Raw genomic sequence first — 19,210 nt, forward strand, 5'->3', positions numbered from 1 at the left:
CGCGCTCGCTTCATGCACGCATCGGGGAAGAACAGGCCCTCAGACGCCGGCCTGTGTGGGTGGGCGATCGAGGCCGGGGGGGATGAAGGAATGGAAGCCGGCGCCGGGAGGAAGGACGCCGCGCTGGCTGGAAAGATCGGGCTGCCAGGCCAGCAAAGCACTGACTTGGACCGGCGTGTGAGAGAACTGATGACCGGCGCAACCATGGTGGTGATGCGCCTCCGGGTCGGCGGTGTCATCGTCGCAGCCGTGGAAAACACTGTCACCCGTACCGTCGGCAACCGCGTACTGCCCTCCCGCCACGCCGCCGACCACCGCCTCCCAGCCGAAATGCGGGCTGACCAGCGTGAGCAGCAGGACGCCCGCCAGCAGCGACGCGACGAGCGAACGGAAGGAAAGGACGGAACGGCACATGCGGCGGCTTATATCACGAAAGGATGTCCGGCCACGTGAACAGCCGGCCGGCCACGCGCCCTGCGCGGACGAAAAAAACGGCGGGCACAAGGCCCGCCGTTTTCCTTGCCACCGCAGAACTTAGCGGTTGGCGACGTACATGGTGATTTCGAAGCCGAAACGCAGGTCGGTGGCCTTCGGGGTTTCCCAGCTCATGTCTATCTCCTCAGTTTTGATGGATGGCTCTTCCGCAGGCCCTGCATCCCGGTGATCGTGTTGCCTGACCTGCACTGCCAGTATCGTCAGCGGCGCACCTGGGCGCCTCGCAGCTGATCTGAACCGAGTCTAAAGAATTTCATTAAGGGCTGTTTCATCGACAGAATTTGAGAGGCCAGCTTCCCGGCACCTCGCGGCGGAACGGCCCGGTGCAGCGCGTCGCACACTGTGCCGTCGCCATCGCCGCGGCATGCGCAGTCACGGCCGATGCGAAAAAGTTTGATCTAATACGAAGCACACTAAGAAAGCGATGGCCACACTGCCGGTGGCCGAACAGACGCCCGGGACGCAGGTCTTCAGCTTTACGCAACCCGCGCCGCCGGGGGACGATCGTGCGCGCGCACAATGCGTGGTGCATGCATACGCCCCAACGATAACCAGAACGCGCCATGCCACACGACATCACCCTCATCGCCACCATCGCGGCCGGTTTCGGCCTCGCCATGATCTTCGGCCTGATCGCGGTACGCCTGCGCATGCCGCCGCTGGTCGGCTACCTGATGGCGGGCATCGTGATCAGTCCGACCACGCCGGGCTTCGTCGCCGACATCGGACTGGCCAGCCAGCTGGCCGAGATCGGCGTGATGCTGCTGATGTTCGGCGTCGGCCTGCATTTCTCGCTTGACGACCTGATGGCGGTCAAGCGCATCGCGGTGCCGGGCGCCGTGGTGCAGATCGCGGTCGCAACGCTGCTCGGCATGGCGGTCTCCACGATGTGGGGCTGGGACATCGGTGCGGCCATCGTGTTCGGCCTGTGCCTGTCGGTGGCCAGCACCGTGGTGCTGCTGCGCGCGCTCGAAGCCAAGGGACTGCTGAAGTCGATCAACGGCCAGATCGCGGTCGGCTGGCTGGTGGTCGAGGATCTGGTGATGGTGCTGGTGCTGGTACTGCTGCCGGCGCTGGCCGGCGTGCTGTCGGGCAATGACGCCGCCGCATCGGGCCGCGACCTTGGCCTGGCAATGGCGATCACGCTGGCCAAGGTGATCGCCTTCATCGTGCTCATGCTGGTGGTCGGCCGCCGCGTGCTGCCGCGCCTGCTGTGGTGGGTGGCGCGCAGCGGATCGCAGGAACTGTTCACGCTGTCTGTGGTGGCCATCGCCGTCGGCGTGGCCTTCGGAGCGGCGGCGCTGTTCGACGTGTCCTTCGCGCTGGGCGCCTTCTTCGCCGGCATGATGATGCGCGAGTCGGAGTTCAGCCACCGCGCCGCCGACGAGTCGCTGCCACTGCGCGACGCCTTCGCCGTGCTGTTCTTCGTGTCGGTCGGCATGCTGTTCGACCCGGCCGTGATCTGGACGCAGCCGCTGAAGCTGCTGCTGGTGGTGGCCATCATCATGGTGGGCAAGACCATCGCCGCGGTGCTGCTGGTGCTCGCCTTCCGCTACCCGCTGAATACCGCGCTGACGGTGGGCGCCAGCCTGGCGCAGATCGGCGAGTTCTCGTTCATCCTCGCCGGGCTGGGCGTGAACCTCGGGCTGATGCCGGCCGAGGGGCAAAGTCTGGTGCTGGCCGGCGCGCTGATCTCGATCGCCGCCAACGCGGCACTGTTCTCCGCCATCGAACCCTTCCGCGCCTGGGCCATCGCGCGCTCGTCGCTGGCCCGCCGGCTGGAACAGCGCGACGACCCGCTGGCGGCGCTGCCGATGACCACCGACGCGCGCCTGCTGAACGAACAGGTGGTGCTGGTCGGCTACGGCCGCGTCGGCCGGCGCATCGCCGACGCGCTGCGCGAACAGCACATTCCCTGCGTGGTCGCCGAACAGAACCGTGAGCGCGTCGACCAGCTGCGGCGCGAAGGCGTGCCGGCGGTGTTCGGCGACGCACAGACGCCGGAGGTGCTGATCCAGGCGCACATCGCCAAGGCCGCGATGCTGGTGATCGCGATTCCGGAAACGGTGAATGTGCGCAAGATGGTCGAGATCGCACGCACGCTGAACCCTGAGATCGCCGTGGTGCTGCGCACCCACAACGAGGAAGAAGCCGAACTGCTCGAGCGCGAGAGCCTCGGCACGGTGTTCCTTGGCGAAAACGAACTTGCGCGCGGCATGGCGGAACACGTCGTGCGGCATTTCGGGCGCGGCGCGCCCGGCGGCGCCAGCTGGCCGCATCACTGACGTCCCCGATGACTACTCCACACACCGACCCCACCGCCGGCGCCGAGGCCTGGCACGCATTGCCCGCAGACGACCTGCCGGCGCTGTTCGATGTGCAGGCGCAGTCGGGCCTGAGCCGCGCCGAAGCGGCAGCGCGCCTGGTGAAGCATGGCCCGAACCGCCTGCCTGACGCACCGAAGCGCCCGCCCTGGCTGCGTTTCCTGCAGCAGTTCCACAACCCGCTGATCTATGTGCTGCTGGTAGCCGGGGCGGTGACGCTGGCGCTGGGCGGCCACGTCGATTCGGCCGTCATCTTCGGCGTGGTGCTGATCAACGCGCTGATCGGCCACATCCAGGAAGGCAAGGCCGAGCGCGCGCTCGACGCTGTGCGCGGCATGCTCGCCGCCCGCGCCACCGTGCTGCGCGACGGCGAACGCCATCAGGTCGACGCTGCCGACCTGGTGCCGGGCGACATCGTGCTGCTGGAATCCGGCGACAAGGTGCCGGCCGACCTGCGCCTGCTGCGCACGAAGAACCTGCGTGTGACCGAAGCCGCGCTGACCGGCGAATCGGCGCCGGTCGACAAGGACAGCGCCGCCGTGGCGGAAGCGGCGGCCATCGGCGACCGCCGTTCGATGTGCTACTGCGGCACGCTGGTCGCGCTCGGCCAGGCACGCGGCATCGTCGTGGCGACCGGCGTCGGCACCGAAATCGGCCGCATCGGCACGCTGGTCGGCGAAGTGGCGACGCTGGCCACGCCGCTGACCCGCCGGCTCGACCAGTTCGCCCGTCAGATCACCGGCTTCATCCTGATCGTCGCCACGCTGACCGTGCTGTACGGCCACTTCGTCGCGCAGATGCCGATGTTCGACCTCTTCCTCGCGGTGGTCGGCCTCGCCGTCGCGGCCATCCCCGAGGGCATGCCGGCGGTGGTCACCATCGTGCTGGCCATCGGCACGCGCACGATGGCGCGCAAAAAGGCCATCGTGCGGCGGCTGCCGGCGGTCGAGACGCTGGGTTCGGTCACCGTCATCTGCACAGACAAGACCGGCACGCTGACCCGTAACGAAATGACCGTGGTGCGACTGCTGCTGGCCGACCGCGAGATCGCGGTCAGCGGCAGCGGCTACGCGCCGGAAGGCGGCTTCCACGGCGACGGTCAGCCGGTCACTCCCGGCGACGTGCCCGGACTGGCTGCCGCGGCCCGCTGCGCGCTGCTGTGCAACGACGCGCAGATCCGCCACGACGGCGACGCCGGCTGGACGCTGATCGGCGATCCGACCGAAGGCGCGCTGGTCGCCTTCGCCCGCAAGGCCGGCCTCGACCCGCAGGACGAGGCGAAGAATTTCCCGCGTGTCGACGCCATTCCGTTCGAGTCGGAACGCCAGTTCATGTGCACGCTGCACCGCGACCACACGGGCCACGCCTTCCTGCTGCTGAAGGGCGCGCCGGAGCGGGTGCTGGCGCTGTGCGCCACCCAGTACGGCGGTGCGCCGCTCGACCATGCGTACTGGACGGCGGCGATCGCGCGCGCCGGTGGTGCAGGCGAACGCGTGCTGGCCCTGGCGCAGGCGCCCTTCCCCGGCTCGCGCAACGCGGTCGAGCTGCAGGACATGGACGCCCGCTTCGAACTGATCGGTCTGGTCGGCATCATCGACCCGCCGCGCGAAGAAGCGATCGCCGCGGTGGCGCAGTGCCGCGAAGCGGGCATACGGGTCAAGATGATCACCGGCGACCACGCGGTCACCGCTGCGGCGATCGGCCGCCAGCTGGGTCTGGAGGCCGAACGTACGCTGAACGGCGACGTCATCGGCACGCTGGACGCCGCCGCACTGCGTGAGCGCGCACTCGACACCGACGTGATCGCGCGCGCCAGCCCGGAACATAAGCTGCGGCTGATCGAGGCACTGCAGGCCGAAGGCCATCTGGTGGCAATGACCGGCGACGGCGTGAACGACGCGCCGGCGCTGAAGTCGGCCGACATTGGCGTGGCGATGGGCGGCAAGGGCACGGACGCGGCGCGCGAAGCGTCGGACCTGGTGCTCACCGACGACAACTTCGCCACCATCGCGCGCGCGGTGCGCGAAGGCCGCGTCGTGTTCGACAACATCAAGAAATCGCTGATGCACATGCTGCCGACCAATGGCGGCGAGGCCGGCGTCATCCTGCTGGCCATCTTCGCCGGCCTGCCACTGCCGGTGACCGCCGGCCAGATCCTGTGGGTGAATACGGTCACCTCGGTCACGCTGGCGCTGTCGCTCGCCTTCGAGCCGGCCGAACAGAACGTGATGTCGCACGCGCCGCGCCCGCCACAGGAGCCCATCGTCACCCGCGCGCTGGGCCTGCGCATCCTGTTCGTCATTGCGCTGATGGTGGCGACCACCTTCACCGTGTTCAACTGGGAGCTGGCGCGCGGCAGCAGCATCGAACTGGCGCGCACCGCCGCGGTGAACATGATCGTCGTGTGCGAACTGTTCTACCTGTTCAACGTGCGCCACTTCACCCGCCACGCCTTCAGCCTGGAAACACTGACCGGCAACCGCGTGGTGCTGCTGGTCAGCGCCATCCTGATCGTGCTGCAACTGCTGTTCACCTATGCCGCACCGATGCAGCAGCTGTTCAGGAGCGCCGCGCTCGACCTGTCTTCATGGACGGTGATTCTCGGCCTCGGCGCCGCCGTGTTTCTGGCGGTCGAAATCGAGAAGGCGGTCCTTCGCCACTTCCGCGTGGCCCGGCTGTAAGCCGGCACGCATTTTTCGGGGAGACCCAGCATGCCTCAGCTTCAACGCATCATCGCCGCGACCGATCTGTCGCCCTTGTCGCTCGACGCCGTCGACCGCGGCTTCGAACTGGCCAGCCGCAGCGGCGCGCACTACACGCTGGTGCATGCGCTAGGCCTCGACGCACTCGGTCCGCTGCGCAACCTGCTCGGCGATCAGGCTGAAATCGTTTCCGAGAAGGCCGTGCAGCACCAGTACGACGCGCTCGCCGCGATCGCCGGCGATGCCACGCACAATCGCGGCGTGGTCGCGGAACTGAAGATCGAAGCCGGGCTGGCGACCCAGTTCCTGCCGGCCTATGCGGCATCGGTTCAGGCCGATCTGGTTCTTGTCGGCGCGCGGGGCGAAAGCGTGCTGAGCCGGCTGCTGGTCGGTTCGACCGCGTCGCGCCTGCTGCGCAAGAGCAGCAGTCCGGTGCTGGTGGTGAAGAAGCCTTGCCCTGGGCCTTACCGGCGCGTGCTGGTGCCGGTCGACTTCTCGCCGGGTTCACTGGAGGCCATCCGCATGGCACGCCGCGTCGCGCCCGAGGCCGATCTGCTGCTGCTGCACAGTTTCGACGTGCCGTTCGAAGGCATGTTGCAGTACGCCGGCATTTCGCAGGACCTGATCAACGGCTACCGGGCGGAAGCACGCGAGCGCTCGCTGCGCCTGCTGCACGATCTGGCCGAGCGCGCCGGGCTGGAGCGCAGCCTGTACACGGTGATGGTCGAGCACGGCAACGCGTCGCGCCACATCCTGGACTGCCAGGCGCAGCGCAACTGCGACCTGATCGCGATGGGCAAGCACGGCACGCACGTGACCGAAGAACTGCTGCTGGGCAGCGTGACCAAGCACGTGCTGTCGGAGGCCGATTGCGACGTGCTGGTGGTGATCGACCGCCGCGGGCCGACCGAGATTCCGGCGATGCCGGGCGAGGACTTCGTCTGACCGCCGGCCTGACGCTGCACCCGGCCCTCGTTTTCATTGCCGGGCTGGTGATCGTGCTGGCCGGTGCCGAAATGGTGCTGCGCGGCGCCTCGCGCGTGGCGGCGCGGCTGCGCGTACCGCCAATACTGATCGGGCTCACCGTGGTGTCGGTCGGCACCAGCGTGCCCGAACTGGCAGTCGGCATCACCGCGGTCGCCGAAGACAAGGGGCCGCTGGCGGTCGGCAATATCGCCGGCACCAACATCCTGAACATCCTGTTCATCCTCGGCCTGAGCGCGCTGATGCGACCGCTGCCGACGCGCATGCTCAGCGTGCGGCTCGACGTGCCGGTGATGATCGCCGCCGCGCTGGCGCTGATCGCGATGGCGTGGGACGGGCGGCTAGACCGCAGCGAGGGCGTGCTGCTGCTGATCGGCGCCGTGCTGTACACGGTGGCGCTGGTGCGCCTCAGCCGCGAGGAGAGCGCGGCGATGCAACGCGAGTTCGCGCGCGAGGTGGCCGACGTGATGCCCGCCACGCTGCGTTCGGCGCGGCTGTTCATGGCGTGGAATTCGGCACTGCTGCTGGCCGGCATGGCGCTCACGCTGTTCGGAGCCGACCTGCTGGTGAATGGCGCATCGAGCATCGCGCGCGCCTATGGCGTGTCGGACGCCTTCATCGGGCTCACCATCGTCGCCATCGGCACCTCGGCGCCGGAGCTGGCCACCACCGTGCTGTCGACGCTGAAGAACGACCGCGACGTGGCGATCGGCAACCTGATCGGCAGCAGCATCTACAACATCCTGGTCATCCTCGGCCTGACCATGACCATCGCGCCGCATGGCATCGAGGTCGGCAGCGACGTGCTGCGCATCGACCTGCCGCTGGCCGCACTGGTGGCCATCGTGTGCCTGCCGGTGTTCCGCAGCGAGCGCCGGGTGTCGCGCACTGAAGGCGGACTTTTCGTCAGCGCCTACCTTCTCTATCTGTCACTGCTGCTGTTCGTCCGTCACTGAAGGACAAAACCCGGCCCGCTTTGCGGGACCGGGTTTCGTGCTGCCTTACTTGCGCAGGAAGTCCAGCAGATCCTGATTGAGCCTGTCCTTGTGCGTGTCGGTGATGCCGTGCGGCGCACCGGGATAGACGATCAATTCGGCGTTGCGGACCAGCGCGGCCGAGGCCTTGCCGGACAGGTCGAGCGGCACGATCTGGTCGTCGTCGCCGTGGATCACCAGCGTCGGCACGTCGAACTTCTTCAGGTCGGCGCGGAAGTCGGTGGCCGAGAACGCCGCGATCGAGTCGTAGGTGTTCTTGTGCCCCGCCTGCATGCCCTGCGCCCAGAAGGACTGGATCAGCCCCTGCGACGGCTTGGCACCGGGACGGTTGTAGCCGTAGAACGGACCGGAGGCGATGTCGAGATACAGCTGCGAACGGTTGTCGATCGACGCCTTGCGGATGCCGTCGAACACCTCGATCGGCAGGCCACCCGGATTGTCGGCAGTCTGCAGCATCAGCGGCGGCACCGCACTCACGAGCACCGCCTTCTTCACCCGGCTGGTGCCGTGACGGCCGATGTAGCGCGCTACTTCGCCGCCGCCGGTCGAGAAGCCGACCAGCGTCGCACCCTTCAGGTCGAGCGCCTGGATCACCGCGGCGAGGTCGTCGGCATAGTGGTCCATGTCGTTGCCGTCCCACGGCTGCGACGAGCGGCCGTGGCCGCGCCGGTCGTGCGCCACCACACGGTAGCCCTGCGACGCGAGGAAGAGCATCTGCGCTTCCCAGCTGTCGGAACTGAGCGGCCAGCCGTGGCTGAACACGACGACCTGGCCGTTCTTCGGGCCAAAGGACGTGCTCGCAGCAGGTTTTGCCGTCGCGCCGGCACTTGAGGGCGTTCAGGGCAAGGCGCGGCGAAGCAGGCTGACTGGCTGTCAGTCAAGTCGCCGCAACGCGGCCATGAGCGCCCTCAAGTACCGGCCCGGAGGGTTGGCGCAAAGACGGTTGCGCACTGCGTTGCACTCCTTGTGCAGACGGCCAGTCTGCACAGCGTCGCACGCCTTGTTCGCAACCGTCTTTGCACCAACGCGACGGCAAAACCTGCTGCGAGCACGTCCTATTCCTTGTAGTAGATCTGCACGCCGTCACGCGTGGTGACGTAGTTTTCGGTCTTCTTGACCGCGACGGATGTGCGCGCGGCGGGCTTGGCTGCTTCGGCGGCGAAGGTCGGTACGACAAGCGCGGCGGCAAGTACGGACAGGGCGAGGGTGCGGCGGACTGCATTCATGATGGATTCCTTTCAGGTAACGGGTTGGGGACGGTGGCTATCCGTCAGGCCGATGACTCAGGCGATGACCAGGGTGACGTCGATGTTTCCGCGGGTGGCGTTCGAGTACGGGCACACGATGTGCGCCTTCTCGACCAGCGACTCGACCTGTTCGCGCGGCAGGCCCGGGACGGCGATGGTCAGTTCGACCTCGATGCCGAAGCCGGTCGGGATGGCGCCGATGCCGACGCGGCCGGTGATCTGCGTGTCGGCGGGCAGCGCGACCTTGTTCTGGCCGGCGACGAACTTCAGCGCGCCGAGGAAGCAGGCCGAGTAGCCGGCGGCGAACAGCTGTTCGGGATTGGTGCCGGGGCCGCCGGCGCCGCCCAGTTCCTTCGGCGTCGACAGCTGAATATCGAGCACGCCGTCGGACGACGCGGCGCGGCCTTCGCGGCCACCGGTTGCAGTGGCCTGGGCGGTGTAGAGAACCTTTTCGATCGACATGATGAACTCCTGTGCAGTGAGAGGGGTTTGCGGCAGTGCCTGTTGGCAGGACGAACTTTGCGCCGATCGGAGAGACCATACGCAACGTATAATCCGAAAAACTTACCTTTGAGTATCCGGATCATGGTCGACCGCCTCGAAGCCCTGCTGCAGCACTTCTCGGTCAGCGCCCGCGTGTTCAACACCGGCGCGCTGTGCGGCATCACCGAACTGGACGCGGGCGACAGCGGCCGCATGCACCTGGTGCGCGCCGGCGAGGTGAACATCCATCACCCCGCCGGCATCGAGCACGTGACCCGGCCCAGCCTGCTGCTGTTTCCGCGACCGACGCCCTACCGCTTCGTCACCGACCCGGAGCGTGGCGCCGACTTCGCCTGCGCGCGGCTGCACTTCTCCGGCGGCGCGGCCAATCCGATCGCGTCGGCGCTGCCCGACTTCAGCTGTCTGGCGCTGGACGACATCCTCGGCGCGAAGCCGGTGCTCGACCTGCTGTTCGACGAGGCCTCACACGCCTACTGCGGCCGGCAGGCGGTGCTCGACCGCCTGTTCGAGGTGGTGCTGGTGCAGGTGCTGCGTCACCTGATGGAAGGCGGCCAGACCGGCGCCGGCATGCTGGCGGGGCTGTCGCACCCGCGGCTGCGTCTGGCACTGGTGGCCATGCACGAGAACCCGGCGCAGGAATGGACGCTGGACACGCTGGCCGAGCGCGCCGGCATGTCGCGCAGCGTGTTCGCCAACGTGTTCCGCGACACCGTGGGCTGCACGCCCGGCGCCTACCTGCAGCGCTGGCGCATCGGCATCGCGCAGCGTGCGCTGCGCCAGGGCCGCGCGCTGAAGCTGATTGCCGACGACGTCGGTTACGGCGGCGAGGCGGCGCTGTCGCGCGCGTTCAAGGCGCAGACGGGGCTGTCGCCGCGGCAGTGGCGTAACGCTCAGGGCGGCTGACGGCTCAGGAGAGCAGCCGGTCAGGTGCACGCCAAAGTTTCGGCAGAAGAAACTTTGTTTCCTCTGCTAGCATTCGGCCGCATCGTCCTGTCGTCGCCGCCATGTCCGTCCGTCCCGTCTCTCCTGTGGCCACGCTCTGCGGTCTTGCCGCCATCCTGCTGTGGAGCACGATGATCGGCATGGTGCGCGGCATCAGCAGCGCGCTCGGACCGGTGGTCGGCGCAGCAGCGATCTATACGGCCGGTGCGATCTTCCTCTGGCTGCTGTTCCGCCCTGCCTCACCGCGCGGCGCGCGCCCGGTCTATCTGCTGCTGGGCGGCGCCCTGTTCGTCGCCTACGAACTGTGCCTGTCGCTGTCGCTCGGTCTGGCACTCGACGACGCACAGGCGATGGAGCTGGGCATCGTCAATTATCTGTGGCCCTGCTTCACCATCCTGCTCGCGGTCGCGATGAACGGGCAGCGCCTGCGCCCGTGGATCGCGCCGGGACTGGCGCTGTGCCTGGGCGGAGTCATCCGGGTGGTGGGCGGGGGGAGCGAGTGGTCGCTGTCCTCGCTGTCGACTGGCGTGGCGTCGAATCCGGCGGTCTATGCGCTGGCCTTCGCTGGCGCGCTGCTGTGGGCGCTCTACTGCAATGTGACCCGTCGGCTGGCGGATGGCTATAACGGCGTCACCGTATTCTTCTCGGCAACAGCGGCCGCGCTGTGGGGACTGGCGGTGCTGGGCGGAGAGCCGCTGGCGGTGCCGTCGGCGCAGACCTGGTTTGAGGTGGCCGCTGCCGGGGCGGCCCTGGGCGCGGGTTACGCGCTGTGGAATGTCGGCATGCTGGACGGCGACATGCCGCTGCTCACGACCGCGTCCTACGCAGGGCCGCTGCTGTCGACCGCATTTGCCGCCGCGTGGCTGGGAGCGCCGCTCACGCCACCGTTCTGGCAGGGCGCGGCGCTGGTGACGGCCGGATCGTTGCTGTGCTGGCGGGCCACACGCCCTGCCGGATGAATTCGATTTCCGGCGCCACCAAACAAAAAAGCGGGCAATGCCCGCTTTTTTGTTTGCTCAAGCGCTGAGGATTAGCGGTTGGCGACGTACATGGTGATTTCGAAGCCGAAACGCAGGTCGGTGGCCTTCGGGGTTTCCCAGTTCATGGCAGTCTCCTGATGGTGGTTCGTTGGCTCACTGCGACGTGCAGTGCATGGATCGAATACTGCGCCGGTCCGGCACCGCCCACCTCGTGCCACTCTGGAAAGACGACTCAGGATTTTCTTGAGCGCAGCGTTTCGAATACGTCGGGCAGCATGCAGGTCTGCAGGCTGCGCTGCGAGAACAGGAAGCGGCCGTCGCAGACGAAACCCAGTTCCTGCCAGTCGACCGCGTCGTTGAGCAGCTCGGCGGCGCGTGCCAGATCGGCCACTTCGGGGCGGGCGAACAGCGCCAGCACCGAGCCGTCGTAGTGCGTGCAGTCGTGCAGGAAGAACGGTCGCGGCTTGCGTGTCTTGCCATTCACGTAGATGCGCGGGCCGCCGGAACGGTGGTGCAGGCGCCCCCACTGCCACCAGTTGTGCTCGCCGAACTCGCGCACCCGGCGCGCCAGCAGGCGTGGCTTGTGCTGTTCCAGCCAGTCGTTGCGCACATCGAAGAAGGCGCGCCGCGTGCGACCGGTATCTACCGTGCTGGAACAGACGAACTCCACATTGCCCTGCGGGTGCACGAAGATGTCGTCTGCCCCGGACACGGCACCGACGCGCACATCGAACAGCGACGCGAGCGGCACGCCGTAGTCGCCGCGCAGGAACATGAGCTGGCCGCGTTCGCAGTGGAAGCGCCGGCCGTCGCTCATGCGCCGGTCCATGCGCCCCTTCTCGAAACGGAATACCGCGCAGTTCGGCACATAGGGGCCGAACACCCGACTGTCGCCGGTTTCGATGAAGTCGGTGATGCTGCCCTGGGCGAACAGCCAGTCGTTCAGCCGGCGCGCGGCGGTCAGCTTGATGAAGTCGCGCGGCACGATGAAAATGAGCTCGCCACCCGGTTTCAGATGACGCACGCACTTCTCGATGAAGAAGAGGTAGAGATTGCTGCGGCGGTCGAACAGATCGCTGCGCAGCTGCGCCCGCGTGTCCGCCTGGATGTCCTGGTGCCGCACATAGGGCGGATTGCCGATCACGGTATCGAACTGCTCGTCGACCGGATAGGCGAAGAAATCCATCACCTGCGCGCCGGCCGGCGCGACCGTCGGGTCGATCTCGATGGCCACGCAGCCCGGAATGCGCGACGCGAAGGCGCCGTCGCCGGCAGACGGTTCAAGCGTGCGGCCGTGGTTGCGGCGCAGCGCCAGCATGCGTTCGACGACATCGTCGCGGGTGAAGACCTGTCCCAGGATCTCGACCCGGTGGTTCCTTTCGTTCATGGCGCCATTGTCCCATGGCTCCCATGTGCCGGCGCAGCATGTCTGCCGCCCACGCATGGGCTACCATCAGCGCCCCGCCCCCACACCCTGCCCCACCCCATGCTGCATGCACCGATGGAACCCTTCGATCACGGCTGGCTCGACGTCGGCCAGGGCCATCGCGTCTATTACGAACAGTGCGGCAATCCGCAGGGAAAGCCTGCGCTGTATCTGCACGGCGGCCCCGGCTCGGGCTGCTCGCCACGCCAGCGCCGCTTCTTCGATCCGACCGTGTGGCGCGCCGTGCTTTTCGACCAGCGCGGCTGCGGCCGCAGCACGCCACTGGGCGATACCGCGCACAACCACAGCGATGCGCTGATCGCCGACATCGAGGCGCTGCGCCGCCACCTGGGCATCGAGCGCTGGCTGGTGTTCGGCGGCTCCTGGGGTGCGACACTGGCCGCGACCTATGCCGCGCGCTACCGCGACGCGTGCAGCGGCGTGCTGCTGCGCGGCCTCTTTCTCGGCGGGCGCACGGACATCGACGGGTTCTTCCACGGCGCTGCCGCGCTGGCACCGGAAGCGCACGAGGCCTTCATGCAGGCGATCCCGGCGCGTTGGCGCAACCGTGTCGTCGTCTGGCTCGACCGCGTGTTCTCGTCCGGCGACAGCGCGCGCATCGACCGCGCAGTACTGGCCTGGCGCGCCTGGGAACACGCGCTCGGCGCGTGGCCGGAACGGACCGTGCCGGCCGATCCGACGCCTGACGAATGGCCGCTGCTGCGCGCCCGCTATCGCGTGCAGTCGCACTATCTGGCCCACCGCTGCTTCATCGGCGAAGCGAAGGTGATGGACGCGATCGCCCGCCTGCACGGGCTGCCGGTCGCCTTCGTGCACGGCACCAACGACCTGATCTGCCGGCCGCAGAACGCCTGGCGCGCGCACCGCACGCTGGCGGGCAGCCGGCTGGCCTGGGCACAGGGAGCCGGCCACGACCCCTTCCATCCGGCCAGTCTCAAGCTGCTCGGGTCGGCGCTGGCCGCGCACGCGCGTGACGGACATTTCGACGCCTGGCCGGGAGAACCGTCGTGAGCCTCAGACTGAAACTGAACCTGCTGATCGCCGCCGTCATCCTGACCTTCACCAGCACCATGCTGACGATGGAACTGATGGGCACACGGCGCGCCGTCGGCGAGGAAATCGAGGCAGCGAACCGGGTGGCCACCCAGCTGCTGTCTCGCGTGGCGCTGGTCTACGCCAACATGGGTTCACCGGCGCTGGTCGATTTCCTGTACCGGCTCGGTCGCGTGCGCGCCACCGAAATCCATCTGGTCGACAGCAACGGCGTGAAGCTCTACACCTCGCCGCCCTCGCCTTACAAAGCCGGCCGCGACGCGCCCGAGTGGTATTCGAACGCGATACTGCCGAAGCGGCCGCGTCAGGAGATCACGCTGAACGACGGCGCACGGCTGGTGGTCGAGGCCGACGCTTCGCGCGCCATACTCGACGGCTGGGACGAGGCGGTGCAACTGCTGATCGCCGGTTCGATCGCGCTGCTGCTCGGCAACGGCATCGTGTTCTGGCTGGTCGGCCGAGAAACCCGGCCGTTCAACACCATCGTGCGCGGGCTCGAACACATGCGTGCCGGCGACTATCACACGCGGCTGCCACCCCTGCCCGGCAAGGAAGCCCGATCGATGGCCCTGGCCTTCAACCGGATGGCGCAGGCGATCGAGGACAACATGAACGCCCGGCAGGAAGCGCTGGAGGCGCGCAGCAACCTGGAAGAGAACCGCGAACTGACACAGTTCATCCAGAGTCGCATCGAGGAGGAGCGGCGCGACATCGCGCGCGAGCTGCACGACGAAATGGGCCAGGCGGTCACCGCGATCAAGAGCATGGGCCTGTCGATCGCGCGGCGTGACGCGCAGTCCGATCCGCGCAGTGCCGAGGCCGCCAATCTGATTGTCGAGACGGCCAATCACCTGTACGACGTGATGCACAGCATCATCCCGAAGCTGCGACCGCTGGCGCTGGACAATCTCGGGCTGGAAGATGCGCTCGAAGATCTGGTGTCGGAGTGGCGGCGCCACCATCCGGACATGCAGTTCGAACTGCAGATGCACGACCTGCCGGAGGCGCCCGGTGACTCCTTCAAGCTGGCGGCCTACCGCATCGTGCAGGAGGCGGTGACCAATGCACTCAAGCACGCGCACGCCCGGAAAATCATGATTTCACTGCACGGGTCGGAACGGTCGCTGGAGCTGTCGGTCGAGGACGATGGCGCCGGTCTCGAACAGGGCTGGGCACAGAAGCGTGGACACCACGGCGTACGCGGCATGCGCGAACGCGCACAGGCGCTCGGCGGCGAACTTGAACTGCAGTCGCGCGACGGTGGGGGTACCCGGGTGTTCGCGCGACTGCCGATGGATTGAGGGGGAGAACAACAATGGGACCGATCAAGGTCATGCTGGTGGACGACCACGCGGTCGTCCGCATGGGATTCAAGCTGCTGCTCGCCGCCTGCGAGGACATCGAGGTGATCGGCGAGGCCGACAGCGGCGAGGTGGCTTACCAGCGCTACACGGAACTGAAGCCGGACGTGATCGTGATGGACCTGTCGATGCCCGGCATGGGCGGTATCGAGGCGGTGCGGCGACTGACCGCGCGCGACAAGGGCGTGCGCATCCTGGCACTGTCGGCGCACGAGGACACGGCGCATCCGAAGCGGGTGCTGAAGGCGGGCGCCACCGGTTACCTGTCGAAGCGCGGCGCGCCGGAGGCGCTGATCGACGCGGTGCGCACGGTGGCCGCCGGCCGCATGTATCTGGACGCCGAAATCGCGCAGAAGCTGGCGATGCAGGACGTGACCGGCACGCAGAATCCGGTCGAGGCGCTGTCGGAGCGCGAATTCGAAGTGTTCATCCACCTCGCCCGCGGGCAGTCGGTGAACCAGATCGCCGAAACCCTGCATCTGTCGACCTCCACCGTCGGTACCCATCTTTACAACGTGAAGCAGAAACTCGGCGCATCCAACCAGGCCGAACTGACGCTGATTGCACTTCGCAACGGCCTGATCGAGGCCTGATCACGATCTGCAACAGATGCATCGCACCACTCCAGTGCGATGCATGTCGCAGCGGTGCTTCATTTTCGGTCACGCCCTTCCACATTCCGGCCATACGGACGTCGCGTCGTCGTACGCCCGACCCGCGACGATCACCCGCATAGGGGCCACAGTCTTTTGTTGCATCGCAGCATCGGGAAGCTTTCCCGATGCGGGTTTGCGCCCCGTCCTGCCCGCAGCATGACCGTCACCTGCTCGCCTGGCGACGCATGAAACGTCGTTCCGCCGAGTGACTGGCACGCTTCTCGCTGGTACCGCTCGTCAGCTGACACACCTACAACCACTCAGATACACAGCCATGTTCCGTTAGTCACTCATCGCCACCGGGCCCTGCCAAGGCCCGTAAGCCGGCAAGGAGATTGTCATGCGTGCCCTTGGATTGCTGCTCTTGCTCACCGTCGCTCAGGCTTCACACGCCAGTGCCGAGCGATACATCCAGTTGTCGATGCACGTGGTTAAGGTACTTGCCGCGAACGCCGACGGACGCATCAACACCGGCACCGGCGTGCAGATCGACGACACGCACGTGATCACCAACTGTCACGTGGTCGGCATCGCGACCAACGTGATCGTGGCCCGCGGCAGCAGCGGCGTACCGGCGCAGGCCAGTTCGGTCGACCCGCGCCACGACCTGTGCGTGATGACCACGCCGCACGCAATGGGCCGGCCGGTGGACATGGCCACCTCGCGCACGCTGAAGGTCGGCGACACGGTGCATGCGGTCGGCTTCTCCGGCGGCAAGGCGCTGTCGATGAGCGACGGCCAGGTAACCGCGCTGCACGAGATGGATGGCGCGCTGGTGATCGAAACCGACGCCTCCTTCCAGCAGGGCGCATCCGGCGGCGCGCTGTTCGACACCGATGGTCGTCTGGTCGGCGTGCTCACCTTCTTCATTCCGGGCATGAAGCGTCACTTCGCGGTGCCGGTGGAATGGGTGCACAGCGGCAGCACGGTGGCCGAACTGCCGATCCGTGACGCCACGCCGCCCTTCTGGGCCGCCGCGGACGAGGACAAGCCCTACTTCCTGCGCGCCATCCAGCACGAGAACGACGGTGACTGGGGTCGCCTGCAGGCGGTGGCGAAGGAATGGGTGGAAGCCGAACCGAACAACAGCGCCGCGATCAAGGCCGCGGTGCGCGCCAGCCAGCTGCCGCCGCTGCGCTGAACGATCGGCACAAAAAAGCCGGCCCCGCGGGGCCGGCTTTTTTTCGTCCAGACACTGCCGCTTATCTGGTCTGCGTCAGTTGTTGCAACTGAGCTTGCGACTGAGCTTGTGACTGAGACAGCTGCACCACCTGCTCCACCTGTATCGCCTGAGCGGTCGGTTGTACCGGCGCGGCGGCGTGCGTCGCGCCGGTGGCCGACGGCAGCAGCGGCACGATGAGCAAGGCCACGATGTTGATGATCTTGATCAGCGGGTTCACCGCCGGGCCGGCCGTGTCCTTGTACGGATCGCCCACGGTGTCGCCGGTGACCGCCGCCTTGTGCGCCTCGGAGCCCTTGCCGCCGAAATGACCGTCCTCGATGTACTTCTTCGCGTTGTCCCAGGCGCCGCCGCCGGTGGTCATCGAAATGGCGACGAAGAGGCCGGTCACGATGGTACCCATCAGCACACCGCCCAAGGCCTGCACGCCGGCTTCGGGGCCCATCAGGAAGGCGATGCCGAAGGCGACCACAACCGGCACCAGCACCGGCAGCAGCGAAGGCACCATCATTTCCTTGATCGCCGCGACGGTCAGCATGTCGACCGCGCGCGAGTAATCAGGCTTGGCCGTGCCCTCCATGATGCCGGCGATCTCCTTGAACTGGCGACGCACCTCGACCACGACCGCGCCGGCCGAACGGCCGACTGCCTCCATCGCCATCGCGCCGAACAGGTAGGGAATCAGGCCGCCGATGAACAGGCCGATGATGACCGCCGGGTTCGCCAGATCGAAGGCCACGCTGTGGCCGACCGCTTCCAGTGCGTGCGTGTAGTCGGCAAACAGCACCAGTGCCGCCAGACCCGCCGAACCGATGGCGTAACCCTTGGTCACCGCCTTGGTGGTGTTGCCCACCGCGTCCAGCGGGTCGGTTACCGCGCGCACCGAATCCGGCAGTTCCGCCATTTCGGCGATGCCGCCGGCGTTGTCGGTGATCGGGCCGTAGGCGTCGAGTGCGACGATGATGCCGGACATGCTGAGCATCGAGGTGGCCGCAATCGCGATGCCGTACAGGCCGCCCAGCGTGTAGGCCGCCCAGATCGCGGCGCATACGGCCAGCACCGGCCAGGCGCACGACTTCATCGACACGCCAAGGCCAGCGATGATGTTGGTGCCGTGACCGGTGGTCGAGGCCTCCGCGATGTGCTTCACCGGCTTGAAATCGGTGCCGGTGTAGTACTCGGTGATCACCACCATCAGGCCGGTCAGCACGAGACCGACCACCGCCGCGCCATAGAGCCGCATCTGTGCGCCGTCGTAGATGCCCATCGAGGCGTTCAGCGCGTCGTCCGGCATCAGCATCGTAGTCAGCGGGTAGAAGGCAATCAGCGCCAGCACGCCAGCGACGATGAGGCCGCGGTAGAGGCCGTTCATGATCTTCTGGCCCGGCTTGGTCTTGACGAACATGCAGCCGATGATGGACGCGATGATGGAGAAGCCGCCAAGCGCCAGCGGGTAGATCACTGCCGCCTCGGCATTCGACTTCAGCATCAGCGCGCCGAGCAGCATGGTCGCCACCGTCGTCACCGCGTAGGTTTCGAACAGGTCGGCTGCCATGCCGGCGCAGTCGCCAACGTTGTCACCGACGTTGTCGGCGATCACCGCCGGATTGCGCGGGTCGTCTTCCGGAATGCCGGCTTCGACCTTGCCCACCAGGTCGGCGCCGACGTCGGCCCCCTTGGTGAAGATGCCGCCGCCGAGACGCGCGAAGATCGAAATGAGCGAGGAGCCGAAACCGAGACCGATCAGCGGATGGATGATCTGGTCGATCGCCGCGTCATGCGCCGCCGAGCCTTTCAGGATCGCGTAGTAGCCTGCCACCCCCAGCAGGCCCAGACCGACCACCAGCATGCCGGTGATGGCACCGCCGCGGAAGGCGACGTCGAACGCTTCCGAAATGCCCTTGCGCGCGGCTTCCGCCGTGCGCACGTTGGCGCGGACCGACACGTTCATGCCGATATAGCCGGCTGCACCGGACAGCACCGCACCGATGACGAAACCGGCGGCGGTCGACATGCCAAGCGTGACGGCGAGGAGGATGGTCAGGATGACACCGACGATCGCGATCGTGCGGTACTGACGGTTGAGATAGGCCTTTGCCCCTTCCTGCACGGCGTCGGCAATTTCCCGCATTCGGGGGTTGCCGGAAGGTTGGGCAAGGATCCACTTGCTGGATACGGCGCCATAAACGATGGCCACCACTGCGCACACGAGTGCGAACCACAGACCGAACGACGACATCACCCCTCCTCTTGTTTTGACTGCGTGCAACGAAAGGGCGGCGCCGTGACCCCGCCCCGGAAGCAGCGAGCAACCTTGTGGGTTGCCGGACAGGCGCCCCT

The 19,210-nt window shown here is 67.2% G+C and carries 18 protein-coding genes; 10 read left to right on the forward strand and 8 right to left on the reverse strand.

What is annotated here, in order from left to right; all coding sequences use genetic code 11:
• Positions 1 to 39 precede the first annotated feature (39 nt).
• A complete protein-coding gene (locus WJU27_RS06585; RefSeq protein ID WP_341421517.1) occupies positions 40 to 414 on the reverse strand; it encodes a hypothetical protein in 375 nt (124 codons plus the stop codon).
• 120 nt (positions 415 to 534) lie between these two features.
• On the reverse strand, positions 535 to 609 hold the full coding sequence (gene pqqA / locus WJU27_RS06590) for a pyrroloquinoline quinone precursor peptide PqqA (RefSeq protein ID WP_008060142.1): 75 nt from the start codon (positions 607 to 609) through the stop codon (positions 535 to 537).
• A 449-nt stretch (positions 610 to 1,058) separates the two neighbouring features.
• Between pqqA (WJU27_RS06590) and ybaL the strand changes: the two genes are divergently transcribed.
• From ybaL to WJU27_RS06610, 4 genes are read left to right on the forward strand one after another with little or no spacing between them, the layout of a single operon-like run.
• Positions 1,059 to 2,780: a YbaL family putative K(+) efflux transporter gene (gene ybaL, locus WJU27_RS06595; RefSeq protein WP_020164395.1), complete on the forward strand. Its 1,722-nt coding sequence runs from the start codon at positions 1,059 to 1,061 to the stop codon at positions 2,778 to 2,780.
• Between the two features lie 8 nt (positions 2,781 to 2,788).
• Entirely contained in the window at positions 2,789 to 5,500 is a 2,712-nt protein-coding gene (locus WJU27_RS06600; RefSeq protein WP_341421518.1) for an HAD-IC family P-type ATPase, read from the forward strand.
• Between the two features lie 30 nt (positions 5,501 to 5,530).
• Complete coding sequence (locus WJU27_RS06605) at positions 5,531 to 6,466, forward strand: universal stress protein (RefSeq protein WP_341421519.1); 936 nt, start codon at positions 5,531 to 5,533, stop codon at positions 6,464 to 6,466.
• Positions 6,391 to 7,461, forward strand: a complete 1,071-nt coding sequence (locus WJU27_RS06610; RefSeq protein ID WP_341421520.1) for a calcium/sodium antiporter — start codon at positions 6,391 to 6,393, stop codon at positions 7,459 to 7,461. Before WJU27_RS06605 ends, WJU27_RS06610 begins: the two co-directional genes overlap by 76 nt.
• A gap of 45 nt (positions 7,462 to 7,506) precedes the next feature.
• Here the strand turns inward: WJU27_RS06610 and WJU27_RS06615 are convergent, their stop codons facing one another.
• The 3 genes from WJU27_RS06615 to WJU27_RS06625 form a co-directional block, all read right to left on the reverse strand.
• Entirely contained in the window at positions 7,507 to 8,262 is a 756-nt protein-coding gene (locus tag WJU27_RS06615) for an alpha/beta fold hydrolase (protein ID WP_341421521.1), read from the reverse strand.
• A gap of 293 nt (positions 8,263 to 8,555) precedes the next feature.
• Positions 8,556 to 8,726 (reverse strand): hypothetical protein, encoded by a 171-nt coding sequence (locus WJU27_RS06620; protein ID WP_341421522.1) that lies wholly within the window; start codon positions 8,724 to 8,726, stop codon positions 8,556 to 8,558.
• Positions 8,727 to 8,783: 57 nt separating this feature from the next.
• Entirely contained in the window at positions 8,784 to 9,209 is a 426-nt protein-coding gene (locus WJU27_RS06625) for an organic hydroperoxide resistance protein (RefSeq protein ID WP_341421523.1), read from the reverse strand.
• 123 nt (positions 9,210 to 9,332) lie between these two features.
• Between WJU27_RS06625 and WJU27_RS06630 the strand changes: the two genes are divergently transcribed.
• Both WJU27_RS06630 and yddG read left to right on the forward strand, forming a co-directional pair.
• Positions 9,333 to 10,154, forward strand: coding sequence for an AraC family transcriptional regulator (locus WJU27_RS06630; RefSeq protein WP_341421524.1), 822 nt, complete (start codon positions 9,333 to 9,335; stop codon positions 10,152 to 10,154).
• Positions 10,155 to 10,255: 101 nt separating this feature from the next.
• Positions 10,256 to 11,152 (forward strand): aromatic amino acid DMT transporter YddG, encoded by an 897-nt coding sequence (gene yddG, locus WJU27_RS06635; RefSeq protein WP_341421525.1) that lies wholly within the window; start codon positions 10,256 to 10,258, stop codon positions 11,150 to 11,152.
• Between the two features lie 71 nt (positions 11,153 to 11,223).
• Here the strand turns inward: yddG and pqqA (WJU27_RS06640) are convergent, their stop codons facing one another.
• Together pqqA (WJU27_RS06640) and WJU27_RS06645 are read right to left on the reverse strand one after the other, a co-directional pair.
• Positions 11,224 to 11,298 carry a pyrroloquinoline quinone precursor peptide PqqA gene (gene pqqA / locus WJU27_RS06640; protein WP_008060153.1) on the reverse strand — a complete coding sequence of 25 codons (75 nt, stop codon included), beginning with the start codon at positions 11,296 to 11,298 and terminating at the stop codon, positions 11,224 to 11,226.
• Between the two features lie 107 nt (positions 11,299 to 11,405).
• Entirely contained in the window at positions 11,406 to 12,560 is a 1,155-nt protein-coding gene (locus WJU27_RS06645) for an Eco57I restriction-modification methylase domain-containing protein (RefSeq protein ID WP_020164387.1), read from the reverse strand.
• A gap of 114 nt (positions 12,561 to 12,674) precedes the next feature.
• On the opposite strand from WJU27_RS06645, the gene pip reads away from it, so the two are divergent.
• The 4 genes from pip to WJU27_RS06665 all read left to right on the forward strand — a co-directional run bounded on the left by pip (position 12,675) and on the right by WJU27_RS06665 (position 16,831).
• On the forward strand, positions 12,675 to 13,631 hold the full coding sequence (gene pip, locus WJU27_RS06650; RefSeq protein ID WP_341421526.1) for a prolyl aminopeptidase: 957 nt from the start codon (positions 12,675 to 12,677) through the stop codon (positions 13,629 to 13,631).
• On the forward strand, positions 13,628 to 14,974 hold the full coding sequence (locus WJU27_RS06655; RefSeq protein ID WP_020164385.1) for an ATP-binding protein: 1,347 nt from the start codon (positions 13,628 to 13,630) through the stop codon (positions 14,972 to 14,974). The genes pip and WJU27_RS06655 overlap by 4 nt, the downstream gene beginning before the upstream one ends.
• 14 nt (positions 14,975 to 14,988) lie before the next feature.
• Positions 14,989 to 15,627 carry a response regulator gene (locus WJU27_RS06660; protein ID WP_019918554.1) on the forward strand — a complete coding sequence of 213 codons (639 nt, stop codon included), beginning with the start codon at positions 14,989 to 14,991 and terminating at the stop codon, positions 15,625 to 15,627.
• A gap of 403 nt (positions 15,628 to 16,030) precedes the next feature.
• The gene (locus WJU27_RS06665) at positions 16,031 to 16,831 is read left to right on the forward strand and encodes a S1 family peptidase (protein ID WP_029143649.1); all 801 of its coding nucleotides are present in this window, start codon (positions 16,031 to 16,033) and stop codon (positions 16,829 to 16,831) included.
• A 61-nt stretch (positions 16,832 to 16,892) separates the two neighbouring features.
• Here WJU27_RS06665 and WJU27_RS06670 read toward each other — a convergent pair whose 3' ends face one another.
• The gene (locus WJU27_RS06670) at positions 16,893 to 19,109 is read right to left on the reverse strand and encodes a sodium-translocating pyrophosphatase (protein WP_341421527.1); all 2,217 of its coding nucleotides are present in this window, start codon (positions 19,107 to 19,109) and stop codon (positions 16,893 to 16,895) included.
• Positions 19,110 to 19,210: the final 101 nt, after the last annotated feature.

The organism is Methyloversatilis sp. NSM2 (assembly GCF_038066675.1).
GTDB lineage: Bacteria > Pseudomonadota > Gammaproteobacteria > Burkholderiales > Rhodocyclaceae > Methyloversatilis > Methyloversatilis discipulorum_A.